This is a genomic window from Actinoplanes sp. NPDC051388 (genome assembly GCF_055586225.1).
In genome coordinates, this window is the sequence record NZ_JBVJIP010000003.1 from 372,089 (window position 1) to 386,201 (window position 14,113).

The 14,113-nt window shown below is 71.6% G+C and carries 14 protein-coding genes; 9 read left to right on the forward strand and 5 right to left on the reverse strand.

The annotated features are described in order from the left end of the window. The first annotated feature begins 10 nt into the window (after positions 1 to 10). The 6 genes from tsaB (at position 11) to ACZ6TI_RS10245 (ending at position 5,952) form a co-directional block, all read left to right on the forward strand. On the forward strand, positions 11 to 667 hold the full coding sequence (gene tsaB, locus ACZ6TI_RS10220; protein WP_465344664.1) for a tRNA (adenosine(37)-N6)-threonylcarbamoyltransferase complex dimerization subunit type 1 TsaB: 657 nt from the start codon (positions 11 to 13) through the stop codon (positions 665 to 667). Then, on the forward strand, positions 664 to 1,101 hold the full coding sequence (gene rimI, locus ACZ6TI_RS10225; RefSeq protein ID WP_465344665.1) for a ribosomal protein S18-alanine N-acetyltransferase: 438 nt from the start codon (positions 664 to 666) through the stop codon (positions 1,099 to 1,101). Before tsaB ends, rimI begins: the two co-directional genes overlap by 4 nt. Beyond that, a complete protein-coding gene (gene tsaD / locus ACZ6TI_RS10230; protein ID WP_465344666.1) occupies positions 1,094 to 2,146 on the forward strand; it encodes a tRNA (adenosine(37)-N6)-threonylcarbamoyltransferase complex transferase subunit TsaD in 1,053 nt (350 codons plus the stop codon). Before rimI ends, tsaD begins: the two co-directional genes overlap by 8 nt. Positions 2,147 to 2,155: 9 nt before the next feature. Then, entirely contained in the window at positions 2,156 to 2,410 is a 255-nt protein-coding gene (locus ACZ6TI_RS10235) for a hypothetical protein (RefSeq protein WP_465344667.1), read from the forward strand. Positions 2,411 to 2,509: 99 nt separating this feature from the next. Then, on the forward strand, positions 2,510 to 4,198 hold the full coding sequence (locus tag ACZ6TI_RS10240) for an ABC transporter ATP-binding protein (protein ID WP_465344668.1): 1,689 nt from the start codon (positions 2,510 to 2,512) through the stop codon (positions 4,196 to 4,198). Next, positions 4,198 to 5,952 carry an ABC transporter ATP-binding protein gene (locus ACZ6TI_RS10245; RefSeq protein ID WP_465344669.1) on the forward strand — a complete coding sequence of 585 codons (1,755 nt, stop codon included), beginning with the start codon at positions 4,198 to 4,200 and terminating at the stop codon, positions 5,950 to 5,952. The genes ACZ6TI_RS10240 and ACZ6TI_RS10245 overlap by 1 nt, the downstream gene beginning before the upstream one ends. A 498-nt stretch (positions 5,953 to 6,450) precedes the next feature. Here the strand turns inward: ACZ6TI_RS10245 and ACZ6TI_RS10250 are convergent, their stop codons facing one another. The 3 genes from ACZ6TI_RS10250 to ACZ6TI_RS10260 form a co-directional block, all read right to left on the reverse strand. Beyond that, on the reverse strand, positions 6,451 to 6,714 hold the full coding sequence (locus ACZ6TI_RS10250) for a DUF1707 SHOCT-like domain-containing protein (RefSeq protein WP_465344670.1): 264 nt from the start codon (positions 6,712 to 6,714) through the stop codon (positions 6,451 to 6,453). A 209-nt stretch (positions 6,715 to 6,923) separates the two neighbouring features. Then, on the reverse strand, positions 6,924 to 7,163 hold the full coding sequence (locus tag ACZ6TI_RS10255) for a hypothetical protein (RefSeq protein ID WP_465344671.1): 240 nt from the start codon (positions 7,161 to 7,163) through the stop codon (positions 6,924 to 6,926). Positions 7,164 to 7,685: 522 nt separating this feature from the next. Then, a complete protein-coding gene (locus tag ACZ6TI_RS10260) occupies positions 7,686 to 8,774 on the reverse strand; it encodes an SDR family NAD(P)-dependent oxidoreductase (protein WP_465344672.1) in 1,089 nt (362 codons plus the stop codon). 82 nt (positions 8,775 to 8,856) lie between these two features. Here ACZ6TI_RS10260 and ACZ6TI_RS10265 point away from each other — a divergent pair, with 82 nt between their 5' ends. Continuing rightward, complete coding sequence (locus ACZ6TI_RS10265) at positions 8,857 to 9,816, forward strand: cupin domain-containing protein (protein ID WP_465344673.1); 960 nt, start codon at positions 8,857 to 8,859, stop codon at positions 9,814 to 9,816. Between the two features lie 4 nt (positions 9,817 to 9,820). Here ACZ6TI_RS10265 and groL read toward each other — a convergent pair whose 3' ends face one another. Continuing rightward, complete coding sequence (gene groL, locus ACZ6TI_RS10270) at positions 9,821 to 11,470, reverse strand: chaperonin GroEL (RefSeq protein ID WP_465344674.1); 1,650 nt, start codon at positions 11,468 to 11,470, stop codon at positions 9,821 to 9,823. 73 nt (positions 11,471 to 11,543) lie between these two features. After that, entirely contained in the window at positions 11,544 to 11,858 is a 315-nt protein-coding gene (groES, locus tag ACZ6TI_RS10275) for a co-chaperone GroES (RefSeq protein WP_465344675.1), read from the reverse strand. A gap of 237 nt (positions 11,859 to 12,095) precedes the next feature. Here groES and ACZ6TI_RS10280 point away from each other — a divergent pair, with 237 nt between their 5' ends. Together ACZ6TI_RS10280 and ybaK are read left to right on the forward strand one after the other, a co-directional pair. Next, positions 12,096 to 13,463 (forward strand): class I SAM-dependent methyltransferase, encoded by a 1,368-nt coding sequence (locus tag ACZ6TI_RS10280; RefSeq protein WP_465344676.1) that lies wholly within the window; start codon positions 12,096 to 12,098, stop codon positions 13,461 to 13,463. Between the two features lie 19 nt (positions 13,464 to 13,482). Further along, the gene (gene ybaK / locus ACZ6TI_RS10285; RefSeq protein WP_465344677.1) at positions 13,483 to 13,965 is read left to right on the forward strand and encodes a Cys-tRNA(Pro) deacylase; all 483 of its coding nucleotides are present in this window, start codon (positions 13,483 to 13,485) and stop codon (positions 13,963 to 13,965) included. Positions 13,966 to 14,113: the final 148 nt, after the last annotated feature.

Here is a 14,113-nt window from a genome sequence, read left to right on the forward strand (position 1 = left end):
GGTGCTGGCCGTGCTCGTACTCGCGCTGGACACCGCGACGCCCGCCTCCACCGCGGCGGTCGCCGAGGTCACCGACGCCGGTCTGCGCGGGCTGGCCGAGCGCCGCACGGTCGACCCCCGGGCGCACGGCGAGATGCTCGCGCCGCAGATCCACGCGACGCTCGAGGAGGCCGGCGTGCGCGTCACCGATCTCGGCGCGATCGTGGCCGGCGTCGGCCCGGGCCCGTTCACCGGGCTGCGGGTCGGGCTGGCCACCGCGGCGAGCATGGGCCAGGCGCTGGGCATCCCGACCTACGGCGTCTGCTCGCTCGACGGTCTCGGCCGGGCCGCCGGGCCGGGTCGCGTGCTGGTCGCCACCGATGCCCGCCGCCGCGAGGTCTATCACGCGACCTATGTGGACGGCCATCGCGTCGACGGGCCCGGCGTGGCCAAGCCGGCCGACCTGGTCGTCACCGCCGACCGCGCGGTCGGCGAGGGCGCGCTCAAATACAGCGAGATCTTCGGCCTGCCGATCGACGAGCACCTGCTCTTCCCGCCCGGCGCCGCGCTGATCGCCTTGGCCGCCGACCGCATCACCGGCAAGGCGGAGAGCGAACCGCTGACCCCGCTCTACCTGCGCCGGCCGGACGCGGTCGAGCCGGCCGCCCGCAAGCCCGTGCTGCCATGACGATCGGGCGGTTGCGGTGGTGGCATATCGCCGACGTGCTGCCGATCGAGGAGGACCTCTTCGGCGTCGAGCGATGGTCGGCCGCGATGTTCTGGAACGAGCTCGCCCAGCGCCGGTTCTATCTGGTCGCCACTGACGAGACCGGGGTGATCGGCTACGCGGGCCTGTCCATCGTGGACCGCGAGGAGTCCTGGGTGCAAAACATCGCGGTCCGGCGCGACGCCCAGAAACAGGGCACCGGGCGCGCGCTGCTGGAAGCTCTGCTGGCCGAGGCCGCCGCGCGGGGCGTCGGCAAGATGCTGCTCGAGGTGGCCGTGGACAACGAGCGCGCCCAACGGCTCTACGCCGGCTACGACTTCGAGCCGGTCGGCATCCGCCGCGGCTACTACCAACCCAGCAACACCGACGCCCTGGTGATGATGCGCAGTGCCTGACGAACCCCTGGTCCTCGGCATCGAGACCTCCTGCGACGAGACCGGCGTCGGCATCGTCCGCGGCCACACCCTGCTCGCCGACGCGCTGGCGTCCAGCGTCGAGCAGCACGCCCGGTTCGGCGGCGTGGTCCCCGAGGTGGCCAGCCGCGCCCACCTCGAGGCGATCGTGCCGACCATGCGTCGCGCCCTCGACGAGGCGAAGGTCACCCTGGCCGACGTCGACGCGATCGCGGTCACCGCCGGGCCCGGGCTGGCCGGCGCGCTGCTGGTCGGCGTCGCCGCGGCGAAGGGATACGCACTGGCCGCGGAGAAGCCGATCTACGGCGTCAACCATCTCGCCGCACACGTGGCGGTGGACACTTTGGAGCACGGCCCGCTGCCCGAGCCCGCGATCGCCATGCTGGTCTCCGGCGGGCACTCCTCGTTGTTGCTGGTCGACGACCTGACCGCGGGTGTCACCCCGCTCGGCGCGACCATCGACGACGCGGCGGGCGAGGCCTTCGACAAGGTGGCCCGGCTGCTCGGCCTGGGCTTCCCGGGCGGCCCGATCATCGACCGCGAGGCTCGCCAGGGCAACGCCGGGGCGATCGCGTTCCCGCGCGGGCTCACCGCTGCGAAGGAGATGGCGACGCACCGGTTCGACTTCTCCTTCTCCGGGCTCAAGACCGCGGTCGCACGCTGGGTGGAGGCGCGCGAGCGGGCGGGCGAGCCGGTGCCGATCGCGGACGTGGCGGCGAGCTTCCAGGAGGCCGTCTGCGACGTGCTCACCGCGAAGGCGATCGAGGCGTGCCGCACCCACGGCGTCGAGACCCTGATCATCGGCGGTGGGGTGGCGGCCAATTCGCGATTGCGCGTGCTCGCCGAGGAAAGGGCCCGAAAACACGGCATTCGGGTTCGGGTGCCCCGCCCGAGCCTGTGCACCGACAACGGCGCCATGGTGGCCGCCCTCGGCACCCGTCTCGTGGCGGCGGGCATCGCCCCGAGCCGTCTCGATCTGCCCGCCGACTCGGCGATGCCATTGACGACGGTCGCGGTGCGGGGGTAGGGAGTGCACATGATTGCGCGGATGTGGGAGGTGCGCGCCCACGGCAGTGGCTTCGACGAGCTGCTGATCTGGGTGTGCGACGAGGCGCTGCCCGGGCTCGAGGTGCTGCCGCAGCACGTGTCGAGCGAGGTCTTCTCGTCCACCGACAACCGCATCGTGGTCATCTCGAAGTGGCGGCACAGCCCCGAGGCGATGCCGGCGCCGCCCGCCGCTCTGGTCGCCCGCTCGCCGCATGTGTGGGACTTCACACCGGTCGACCGCTGACCGCCTGGCCAGGCCCTGGTCCGGGCCCTGGCCGCGGCCCTTTGGTCTGGGAAAAGGCTTCGCAAACTGTCATAGGCGCCCCGTAACGTCTGCCCTCTGATGCGCACACTTCCCGAGGGCGATCCCGGCTCACCCGACCACCGGTCCGCCACGCGTTATCTGGCGTGGACGGCCCGGCGCGGCGCGCTGCAGCTCATCTGCGCCACCGGCTTCGCCATCGTCTGGATGCTCTGCCAGGCGCTGGTGCCGTTCGCGATCGGCAAGGCGATCGACGCCGGGGTCACCGGCCGCGACCCGGGCGATCTGCTGACCTGGAGCCTGGTCCTGGCCGCGCTCGGCGTCGGCCAGGCGGCCGGGGGCATCGCGCGGCACCGTTTCTCGGTCTACAACTGGCTGTCCGCGGCCTACCGCACCGTCCAGATCACCGTCCGGCAGACCAACCGGCTCGGCTCGGCGCTATCCCGCCGGATGAGCGCCGGCGAGGTGGTGGCGATCGGCACCTCCGACATCAAGGGCGTCGGCGACGCGATGGACATCATCGCCCGCGGCGTCGCCTCGCTGGTCGCAGTGCTCGTGGTGGCCGCGATCCTGCTCGCCACCTCGGTGCCACTCGGCCTGGTCGTGGTGATCGGCGTGCCGGTGCTGATGTCGATCGTCGGGCTCCTGATCCGGCCGCTGCACCGGCGCCAGCAGGCCTATCGGGACCAGGAGGGCAAGCTGACCGGCCGCGCGGCCGACCTGGTCGGCGGGCTGCGGGTGCTGCGCGGCGTCGGTGGCGAGGCGCTGATCTCGTCGCGTTACCGCACGGAGTCGCAGTCACTGCGCGCGGCGGGGCTTCGGACCGCCCGGGTGGAGGCGCTGCTGGAGGCCGCCCAGGTGCTGCTGCCCGGGGTGTTCCTGGTGCTGGTCACCTGGCTGGGCGCCCGGTTCGCGCTGTCCGGGCAGATCACCGTGGGGCAGCTGGTGTCGTTCTATGCGTATGCGGCCTTTCTGATCGGGCCGCTGCGCCAGCTGACCGAGATGATCGACAAGCTGACCCGCGGTCACGTCGCCAGCCGCCGGGTGGTCAGCATGCTGGCCGCCCGCAGCGACCTTCCCGACGGTCCGGCGTCGCCCGCCGCCGGCGGCGAGTTGGTCGACCCCGATTCGGGAGTACGCGTTCCGCCCGGCCGCCTCACCGCCCTCGTCGCCGCCGACCCGGCCGACGCGGTGGTGATCGCCGACCGGCTGGGGCACTACGCGCCGGGCGGCCGCGCCTCGCTGGCCGGCGTGCCGCTGGCCGATCTCCAGCCGCGCGAGCTGCGCAGATGCGTGCTGGTGGCGGACAACGACGCCCGCCTGTTCTCCGGCCCGCTGCGATCCGACCTGGATCCGGCGGGCACCGGCACGGCCGATCGCGCGCTGCGCACGGCCTCGGCGACCGAGGTGATCGAGGCCCTGCCCGACGGGCTGGACAGTCTCGTCGCCGAGCGCGGCCGCGAGTTCTCCGGCGGCCAGCAGCAGCGCCTGCGGCTGGCGCGCGCCCTGGTGGCCGATCCCGACGTGCTGATCCTGATCGAGCCGACCAGCGCGGTGGACGCGCACACCGAGGCGCGCATCGCCGAGCGGCTGGCGGCGGAGCGCTCCGGTCGCACCACGGTGGTCTGCTCGACCAGCCCGCTGATGCTCGACCGGGCCGACCACGTGATCTATCTGGAGGCCGGCCGGGTGGTCGCCGAGGGCGCCCATCGCGGCCTGCTCGACAGCGAGCCGCGTTACGCGCGCACGGTGCTGCGGGAGGAGGACTGATGGCCGGGGCGTTGCCAGTGGCCGGGCCGGCCCAGGTGCGGCGTTATGCCCGCGACCTGTTCCGGCGGCACCCGCGCGCACTGGGCCTGGCGATCGGGCTGCACGCGCTGGCCGCGGTCGCCGGGCTGGTCGGGCCGCGGCTGCTCGGCGACATCGTCGAGGCGATCGAGCGCGGCCGGGCCGCCGGGGTGGTCGACCGGCTGGCCGTCACCATCGCGGCGTTCGTGGTGGTGCAGGCGGTGCTGATCCGGTTCGCGGTCCTGGCCTCGGCGCGGCTGGGCGAGCAGGTGCTGGCGCGGCTGCGCGAGGATTTCGTCGACCGGGTGCTGATCCTCCCGCTGTCCACGGTGGAGCGTGCGGGCACCGGTGACCTGCTGACCCGCACCACACGCGACGTGGCGGCGATGTCCCAGGCGGTCCGGTTCGCGGTGCCCGACACGGCGATCGCACTCATCACGGTGGTGCTTGTCGTCGGGGCGCTGCTGCTGGTCAGCCCCGTGCTCGCGCTGCCGATGCTGGTCGTGGTGCCGATCCTCGTGGTCAGCACGAGGTGGTACCTGCGACGGGCGCCGGCCGGATACCTGCGGGAGAACGCGGCCTATTCCGACATCACCGACGGACTGGCCGAGACCGTCGAGGGCGCGCGCACGATCGAGGCGCTCGGCCGGCAGCGCCAGCGCATCGAGCGCACCGACGCCGACCTGAGCAGGTCGTGGCTGGCCGAGCGTTACACGCTGTTCCTGCGCACCGTCTGGTGGCCGATCCTGGAAACCTGTTACGTGCTCCCGATCGCGGCGACGGTGCTGGCCGGCGGCTGGTTCTATCTGCGCGGCTGGGTGACGCTCGGCGAGGTCACCGCCGCGGTGATCTATGTGCAGATCCTGATCGAGCCGCTCGACCGGCTGCTGAGCTGGCTGGACGAGCTGCAGGTCGGCGCGGCGTCCCTGGCCCGTCTGCTGGGCGTGGCGGATGAAGATCCCGCCCCACCGCCGACCGGCCAGACACCGGTCGGCGGCCGGCTCGCAGTGTCCGATGTGCACTTCGCCTACGTTCCCGGCCGCCCGGTGCTGCACGGCATCGACCTGGTGGTGGAGCCCGGTGAGCGCCTGGCGATCGTCGGTCCCTCCGGCGCGGGAAAGTCGACGCTGGGCCGGCTGCTGGCCGGCGTGCACCAGCCGACGCGGGGCACGATCACCGTCGGCGGCGCGGACATCGGCACGATGGCGCCGGACGAGTTGCGCCGCGAGGTCGCCCTCGTCACCCAGGAGCACCACGTGTTCATCGGCACGGTGTTCGACAACGTCGCGATGGTGCGCCCGGAGGCGACGGTCGACGAGGTCCGCGCGGCGCTGGCCGCGGTCAATGCGCTCGGCTGGGCGACCGCCCTGCCGCAGGGCTTGGAGACGACGGTGGGCACCGACGGCGAGACGCTGTCCGCGGGCCAGGCGCAACAGCTCGCGCTGGCGCGCCTGGTGCTGGCCGATCCACACACCCTGGTGCTCGACGAGGCAACGTCCCTGCTGGACCCGCGAGCGGCCCGCGACCTGGAGCGTTCCTTGGCCGCGGTCCTGCAGGGCCGCACGGTGGTGGCGATCGCCCACCGCTTGTTCTCGGCCCACGACGCCGACCGAGTCGCGGTGGTCGAAGACGGCCGAATCATCGAGCTGGGTCCCCACAGCGACCTGGTAGCGGCCGGCGGTTCCTACGCGGCCCTTTGGCGCTCCTGGCACGGCGACACGGCCCTGACCGCATAGCGGCCGGCCCGGCCCACCCGGCTGGCTCAGCCGGGTGGGCCGGGGCGCGGTAGGGCCAGCCATCCAGCCGCCGCGCCGTCCTTAGCCGCGCCGGTCTGCAGTCTTGTGCCCGGCTTCGTGGCCCCCGCGGTGTCTTGGGCGCCAATATTTCCAGCTTTTGGGTCCGGTCTTTCGTCCGCGCGCAGGCCCTCTCGGTTGCGTTGGTTCTTCGGTCTCCTGCCTGGTCTCTTGGCCGCGTCGCCTCTTGAACCGCCGATCTGCGGGGCGTGCGTCCGGCCTTCGGCCGCGCCGGATCTACAACACCCGGCCTCCCGCCGGGCCCGGTCTTGAGCCGCGATGGTGTTTGGGCTGAGCATCCCGTCCCTCTACCGCGTCGATATCTCGGCCGCGTGCCTGGGCTGTCGGACGAGCGCTGATCCGATGGGCGTCACCCGTCTTTGACCCTTGCTCGGGCTTAGCCGCGGGCTCAGCGCTGCTTCGGGCTCGGCTGTTTTGGGCTCAGCCGCGGAGGGCTAGGGCCACGCCCAGGAGAACCAAGGTGACGATGGCGATCAGGAAAACCAGGAGGAGTTCGCGGCGCGGGTGGTCGTCGGAGGCCGGCAGGTCGCTTGTCACGGCGGCCAGCTCGGACATTGTGCGGGCGCCGACTACGGCTTCCACGCGGGCGGCGAACTCGTCCAGCGTCAGGCGGCCGGCGCCGGTGTGCTGCTCCAAGGCAGCCACCACACGCTGGCGGTCTTCGTCGGACGCACGGATGTCCACGAGCCGGATGCTATCGGGAAACTTGGTTATCAGGGTCAGCCGAATGGGCGTTCTCTGAACGTATGTCGGAAGTTACGGAACGTTAGTTTGGCTGGTGGGGCACGGTTGGCCGCCCTTACGGCGACCCTTGGACAAAACAAAGATCAGGTCACTTGGCGGCGGTGCGTGGGACGTGGATGCGGTGCTTCTCCGGAGTGCTGTTCGCCGGGTCAGCGGGGGCGGCCGGCTACCACCAGCAGCATCCCGGCCAGCCACGGGATCACCGCCAGGACCGCGCCTCTGGTGCCGCCGAGGGTGATCAGGGCGATGGCGGCAACGCAGCAGACGATGCCGGCGATCAGTGTCTTGCGGCGTCGGCGGCCGGGCTGCGGCGGGGGCGCGAGCAGGTTTTCGTCGCGCAGGTCGGCGACGATGTCGTCGAAGCGGCGGGACTCGTCGTCGTTCGGCACGACGTCACCTCCCCAACCCGCTCGGCCAGCCGGCCCCCACGGTACCGCCGCAGGCCTGGCCCTCGGGCACGGCCGAGCGAGGTCACGCCGGAGTGTCGAGGGCCGGCGGCCTCGGGCGGATCAATGATTGCGCGGCTGCTCGGCGGGCCGGATCGCCCGCGTGCCAGGGATGGGGAGGCGCTGCCTGCCTGGGCGGAGGAGATCTCCGTTGGGCTGGCTTGGAGTAGGGGTCACGCCGAAGCGCCCGGGCCTGGCGGCCGTGGGTGATCAGCGGTTGCGGCTGTTCGGCGGTCAGCGTCGCTTGTTCGTGGGGGATGGGGAGGCGCGCTGCCTGCTTCGGCGAAGGAATCTTCCGCTGGGTTGGCTTTGGGGACGGGCATGCCGGGTTCTTCGGGGTCGGGAGTCGGGGGTGGATCAGTCAGTGCGCCGCTGCGTGGCGGGCGGGTCGTTAGCGTGCGTGGGGATCGGGATGTGCTGGCCGCCTGGCCGAAAGGGATTCTCTGTTGGCCTGGCTTTGAAAGGTCATGCCGGCGTGTTTGGGGTCGGGAGCCATGGGTGGATCAGCGACTCGGCGGCTGCTCGGACGGCTGCTCGCCGGGCCGGATCGCTCGCGCGCGCGGGAATCGGGACGCGTCGCCCGCCCGGGCCGAAGAAGCCGCCCCCGTCTGTCATCGGGTCGCTGCCCGTCTTCTGTCGGTCTCCGACCCTCGCCCCTCCGCCGTGCCCGGCCATCACCTGCCCGCCCTCTCCGGCTGTCGCCCTGGCGCCACCACGGGACTCCGCGTCGGTCGTCGCTCTGGCGCGGCCACGGGCCGCTGCTTCGCCGCCTCGGTTGGCCAACCCCTTGGGCACGTCGATGGCCGTTGCCTGGCCGACGCGTTCGGCCTGCGTTTGGCCCGGACCGTTGGGCATCGCGGGTGGTTGTGCCTCGGTGGCGGATGCCTCGCTTGGGATGGCCAGGTCGGCGATCGCTTGGGCGGCCTTCGTCGGCGCGGTGCCGAAGGTGCGCTGGATGGCCATTGCGGTGGCTCGTAGTGGGGTGGGGACGCCGCGGGCGTTGCGGAATACGTCGGTGGCCACCAGGCCGGGGAACACGCACGCCACCCGGATCCGGGTTTCGTGGAGTTGCTCGATCAGGTCCACAGCCAGCAGGTCATTCGCGAACTGGGTGCGGCCCGCGACCTTGAGGCCGCTGCCGCCGGTGCGCATCTGCAGGTCGTCCAGGTCCAGGGTGTCGGGGTATTTGCCGGCGTTCGCCACCAGCACGATTCGGCCCGCGGGCGCTGCCTCGAGCAGCGGCAGCAGGCGGCGCAGCAGCAGGAGGCGGGACAGGTAGTTGAGGGCGAGAGTGCGTTCCAGGCCCTCGTCCGTCCACTCCGGAGTCGCCGCGAACACTCCCGCGCACAGCACCACCGCGTCGAGCCGGTCGGTGCGGGTGGTCACCTCGTCGGCGACGCGGGCCGTTTCGCGCAGCAGGGACAAGTCGGCGGGGAGTTCGGCTGTTCGGCCCACGGTCAGCACCTGATGGCCGCGGTACCGCAGTTCGTTGGTGACCGCGCGGCCGATGCCGGCGCTGCCGCCGGTGACCAGGGTGAAGGGTGATGAAGTCATGCCATGGACGCTAGGAGCGGGTGCGGCGACAATCCATGTGCGGGAGTCCGGCGAACTACATCGATCGTCTGACGTCGGGGGAGTGAGTGGCGTGGACCTGCTCAGCGCGGTGTTTCGGGAGGTGCGCTTCGAAAGTGCGGCCTACCGGTGGCTGGAGATGCGCGCGCCCTGGCGGATCGACTTCGACCGGCCGGAACTGCGCGGTGTGCACATCGTCGCGCGGGGCGCCTGTGAGATCGCGTTCGCGGATGGGGCCGTGGAAGCACTCGGGCAGGGTGACCTGGTGATTCTGCCGCGCGGGGACGCGCATGTGCTGCGGTCGTCGGGGGCGGGACGGGTGCGCGGTGTCTCCGAAACGGCGGTTGCGCAGCGTACCCAGAAGCAACAGGGACCGACCGGGGACCCGGCGGCGGACAGCGTGATCGTGTGCGGCGCGTTTCTGATCGGAGAGCCGGACCATCCGGCGTTGCGTGGGCTGCCGCGGACCGTGCGGGTCGCGGGAGAGGGCGGCGCGACCGCCGCCTGGCTGGCGCCACTGATCGACGCGCTGACCGCGGAGGCGTTCGACGGTGGGCCGGGCAGCGATCTGGTGATGGCGCGGCTGTCCGACGCCATGCTGCTGCGCGCGCTGCGCCGGCACGAATCCACGATGGACCGGCCGGGATGGCTCGCCGGGCTGCGTGATCCGGCCGTGGCGGCCGCGCTCGAGGCGATGCACGCCGACCTGGCCGAGCAGTGGACGCTCGCCGGGCTGGCCGCCGTCGCCGGGCTGTCGCGGGCGGCGTTCTCGGCGCGCTTCACCGAGCGGGTCGGCGAGCCGGCCATGGGCTATCTGCTGGCGTTGCGCATGCAGCGGGCCAGGACGCTGCTGCTCGACGAGCGGTCGACCGTCGCGGCGGTGGCCACGCGGGTCGGCTATCGGTCGGAGGTCGGCTTCGCCGCCGCCTTCAAACGGGACACCGGAGTGCCGCCCGGCCGGTATCGGCGCAGCAGGCAAAGCGAAGGGCGCGCCGCCGAAGCGACGCGCCCTCCGGAGAACTGACGGATCAGAAGCCCGGGCCGTGCTGGTGGCCGTGACCACCGTGGCTGTGCCCGTGACCGCCACCCGCGGCCGGCTCCTGCTCGGCCGGCTTGTCCACCACGAGGCTCTCCGTGGTGAGCAGCAGACCGGCGATCGACACGGCGTTGGAGACCGCGTTGCGGGTCACCTTGACCGGGTCGATGATGCCGGCGGCGGCCAGGTCGACATATTCGTCGGTGGCCGCGTTGAGGCCGTGGCCCCAAGCGAGCTCGCGCACCTTGCCCACCACGACGTAACCGTCGTGGCCGGCGTTCTGCGCGATCCAGCGCAGCGGCTCGTCCAGCGCCTTGCGGACGATCTGGACGCCGATCGCCTCCTCGCCGGTGAGGCCGAGGTTGCCGTCGAGCACCGGGATGATCTGCGAGAGCGCGGCGCCGCCACCGGGGACGGTGCCTTCCTCGACCGCAGCCTTGGTCGCCGCGATGGCGTCCTCGATGCGGTGCTTGCGCTCCTTCATCTCAACCTCGGTGGCCGCGCCGACCTGGATCACCGCGATGCCGCCGGACAGCTTGGCCAGCCGCTCGGCGAGCTTCTCCCGGTCCCAGTCGGAGTCCGACGCCTCGATCTCCTTGCGGATCTGCGCGACGCGGTCGCCGATCTCGGAGGCGTTGCCGCCACCGTCGACGATGGTCGTGTTGTCCTTGTCGACCACCACACGCCGGGCGCTGCCCAGCATGTCCGGCGTCACCTGGTCGAGCTTGTAACCCAGCTCCGGCGCGATCAGCTCGCCGCCGGTGGCGATCGCCATGTCCTGCAGCATCGCCTTGCGGCGGTCACCGAAGCCCGGCGCCTTCACCGCGGCGACCTTGAAGGTCTTGCGGATCGCGTTGACCACCAGGGTGGACAGGGCCTGGCCCTCGACGTCCTCCGCGATGATCAGCAGCGGCTTGCTGGACTGCAGGATCTTCTCCAGCAGCGGCAGCATCTCCTCGACCGAGGAGATCTTCTGCGTGGTGATCAGGATGTAGGGGTCGTCGAGGACGACCTCCTGCGACTCGGCGTCGGTCACGAAGTTCGGCGAGATGAAGCCCTTGTCGAACTGCAGACCCTCGGTGATCTCGAGCTCGGTGCTGAGCGCCGAACCCTCCTCCACCGTGATGACGCCGTCGCGGCCGACCCGGTCCATCGCCTCGGCGATCAGCTCGCCGATCGTGGCGTCCTGGGCCGAGATGGTGGCCACGTTCGCGATCGCCTTGTGGTCGGCGACCTCGACCGCCTTCTCCAGCAGCGCCTTGGACACGGCCTCGGCGGCCAGGTCCATGCCCCGCTTGAGGCCGATCGGGTTGGCGCCCGCGGTCACGTTGCGCAGGCCCTCGCGGACCAGCGCCTGGGCGAGCACGGTGGCCGTGGTGGTGCCGTCGCCGGCGATGTCGTTGGTCTTGGTCGCCACCTCTTTGACCAGCTGGGCGCCGAGGTTCTGGTAGGGGTCCGAGAGCTCGATCTCCTTGGCGATGGTCACGCCGTCGTTGGTGATCGTCGGAGCGCCGAACTTCTTGTCGAGGACGACGTTGCGGCCGCGCGGCCCGAGGGTGACCTTGACCGTGTCGGCGAGCGTGTTGACGCCGTGCTCCAGCAGGTGCCGGGCGTCGTCAGAGAAACTCAGAATCTTCGCCATTTATGGTCCCTTCAACGCGCCGACGCCCTGGACCGGAGAGCCGGGCCAGGGCGGCAACGCTGTGAATAAAGGTCTACTTCTCGATGACCGCGAGGACGTCGCGGGCGGAGAGCACCAGGTACTCCTCGCCGGCGTACTTGACCTCGGTGCCGCCGTACTTCGAGTAGAGCACCGTCTCGCCGACCTTGACGTCGATCGGGACGCGGTTGCCCTTGTCGTCGATGCGGCCGGGGCCGACAGCGAGGACGGTGCCCTCCTGCGGCTTCTCCTTGGCGGTGTCGGGGATCACGATGCCCGACGCCGTGGTCGTCTCAGCCTCGTTCGCCTGGACCACGATGCGGTCCTCGAGCGGCTTGATCGCAACCTTGGTCGCGGTAGTCACGGGCATACCCTCCTGGGTACGTTCTGCCGACCGAAATGCGGCCGGACTCAATGCCTCATGCCACCGGGCGGGGCCGTCGTCGCGGGTGCCGGTCCGCCTGGCGCAAGCGCGTCCCGGAACGGGCACACGCTGGCACCCTCATGGTGAGAGTGCTAAGTCGGAGGTTATGCCGGAACTAGCACTCCGTCAACCAGAGTGCCAGCCGTTCGCTCAGGGGTGAATGGCAGGCGAGAATGGCCGATCGTGGACCTCGAACTGCTGGCTGAGCTGCGTACCCGTCGTGATGTCCTGGAGGCCGCGGCGGACCTGGCCGGCGGCGACCCGCTGACCGCGGCCACCGGCCTGCGCAGTCGTGGTGTCGAGCCCGCGCTGGCCGCGGCCGCGCTGACCCAGGCCGAGTTTCGCCGGCGGGCGCGGGCGAAGTTCGGGCCGGCCGCGGATGCGATGTTCTTCACCCGTCCGGGTCTCGAGCAGGCGACCCGATCGGTGGTCGCCGAGCGTCGGGCCGTCCGGTTGGTCGCGGCCGGCGTGCGCCGGATGGCGGATCTCGGCTGCGGGCTGGGCTCGGACGCGCTGGCCGCGGCCCGCGCGGGCATCGAGGTGTACGCGGTGGACGCCGACCCGCTGACCGCGGCGATCGCGGCGGCGAACGCCGAGGCGCTGGGGTTGAGCGATCGCATCTCGGTGGCCTGCGCCGACGCCACGACCGTGCCGGTGGAACGGTTCGATGCGGTGTTCGCGGATCCGGCGCGGCGACGGGCGGGACGGGGGCGGGTGTTCGACCCGAGCGCCTATTCGCCGCCGTGGGATTTCGTGGCCGGGCTGGCCGAGCGGGTGCCGCGGACGGTGCTCAAGCTGGCGCCGGGCATCGATCACGGGTTGCTGCCGCCGGGGGCCGAGGGGGAGTGGGTGAGCGTGGGCGGCGATCTGGTCGAGGCGGCGTTCTGGTGCGGGCCGCTGGCCGAGGTGCCGCGGCGGGCGTCGCTTTGGTCTGCGCTTTCGGCGGCGGGGGGCCAGGTTGAGGGCGGTCAGGCGCTCCACGGCGACGGTCGCGCTTCCTCTGAGGGCGCAGAGCGCTCTGCGCCCTCTGGGTCCGCTTCCTCTGAGGGCGCAGAGCGCTCTGCGCCCTTTCGGGCGGCCGCTTCCTCAGAGGAAGCAGAGCAAGCCCCGGGTGCTGCGTATATGTGTGCAGAGCAAAGGTGGCACGAGCTGACCGGCGAAGCGGACCAGCCCGCGCCGGTCGGATCGGTAGGTCGCTACCTCTTCGACCCCGACCCCGCGGTCGTGCGGTCCCACCTGGTCGCGGCGTTCGCCGAGCGGGTGGGTGGCCGCCTGGCGGACCAGGAGATCGCTTACGTGTACGCCGACCAGCCCGCCGCCACGCCGTTCGGCCGGTGCCTGGAGGTCACCGACGTGCTGCCGTTCTCGCTCAAGCGGCTCCGGGCCCTGCTCCGCGAGCGCGGCGTGGGTCGCCTGGAGATCCGCAAGCGCGGCTCCGCCCTGGAACCGGAGAAGCTGCGCCGAGACCTCAGGCTCTCCGGCCGAGCCGCGGCCGGCGTCGTCCTGACCCGGGTGGCGGGCGCACCGACCGTTCTGATCACCAGGGCTTGAGGCGCGTAACGTGCGCCGCATGGTGAAGAAGGCGGCCGGCACTCCCGCGACGGTCTTGCTCACGGTGCAGAAGGTGGCGCACACGCTGCATCACTACGAGGTTGATCCGGCGTCGCCCAACTACGGTGCGCTCGTTGCCGAGGCGCTGGGCGTGCCGCCCGAAGTCCTGTTCAAGACTCTGATCGCGGAGGTGGACGGGGTGCTCACCACCGCTGTCGTACCCGTGACCGGGGATCTTGATCTCAAGGCCCTCGCCCACGCGGCCGGCGGCAAGCGCGCCGTCCTCGCCGATCGGGCCGTCGCCGAGCGCAGCAGCGGCTATGTGCGCGGTGGCATCAGCCCTCTGGGGCAGCGCAAACGACTCGCGACGGCAATCGACGACTCCGCCGAGCAACTGCCCGAGATGTACGTTTCGGCCGGGCGGCGGGGACTGCAGGTCGCTCTCGCACCCGCCGATCTGATCCGGCTGACGGACGCAACCGTCGCGCATATTCGGACATAAAGCCCATGATTCGGCACCGTTACGACACCGTTATGCCGCAGAGCTGATGTTTCTGCCGTGATCCGGCAAGTTGAGTCCACTGAGTGACTTAGCGTCACGTTGTGGGGCAACTGCAGCAGACGGCCGGAACCGGTGCCGAAGCGGTGAG

What these genes read in the sequence shown, in the direction of transcription:
- rimI (WP_465344665.1), top strand. Translation starts at nt 664, where the DNA reads ATGACGATCGGGCGGTTGCGGTGGTGGCATATCGCCGACGTGCTGCCG.
- ACZ6TI_RS10235 (WP_465344667.1), top strand. Translation starts at nt 2,156, where the DNA reads ATGATTGCGCGGATGTGGGAGGTGCGCGCCCACGGCAGTGGCTTCGAC.
- ACZ6TI_RS10240 (WP_465344668.1), top strand. Translation starts at nt 2,510, where the DNA reads ATGCGCACACTTCCCGAGGGCGATCCCGGCTCACCCGACCACCGGTCC.
- ACZ6TI_RS10245 (WP_465344669.1), top strand. Translation starts at nt 4,198, where the DNA reads ATGGCCGGGGCGTTGCCAGTGGCCGGGCCGGCCCAGGTGCGGCGTTAT.
- ACZ6TI_RS10260 (WP_465344672.1), bottom strand. Translation starts at nt 8,774, where the DNA reads ATGACTTCATCACCCTTCACCCTGGTCACCGGCGGCAGCGCCGGCATC.
- groL (WP_465344674.1), bottom strand. Translation starts at nt 11,470, where the DNA reads ATGGCGAAGATTCTGAGTTTCTCTGACGACGCCCGGCACCTGCTGGAG.
- groES (WP_465344675.1), bottom strand. Translation starts at nt 11,858, where the DNA reads ATGCCCGTGACTACCGCGACCAAGGTTGCGATCAAGCCGCTCGAGGAC.
- ybaK (WP_465344677.1), top strand. Translation starts at nt 13,483, where the DNA reads ATGGTGAAGAAGGCGGCCGGCACTCCCGCGACGGTCTTGCTCACGGTG.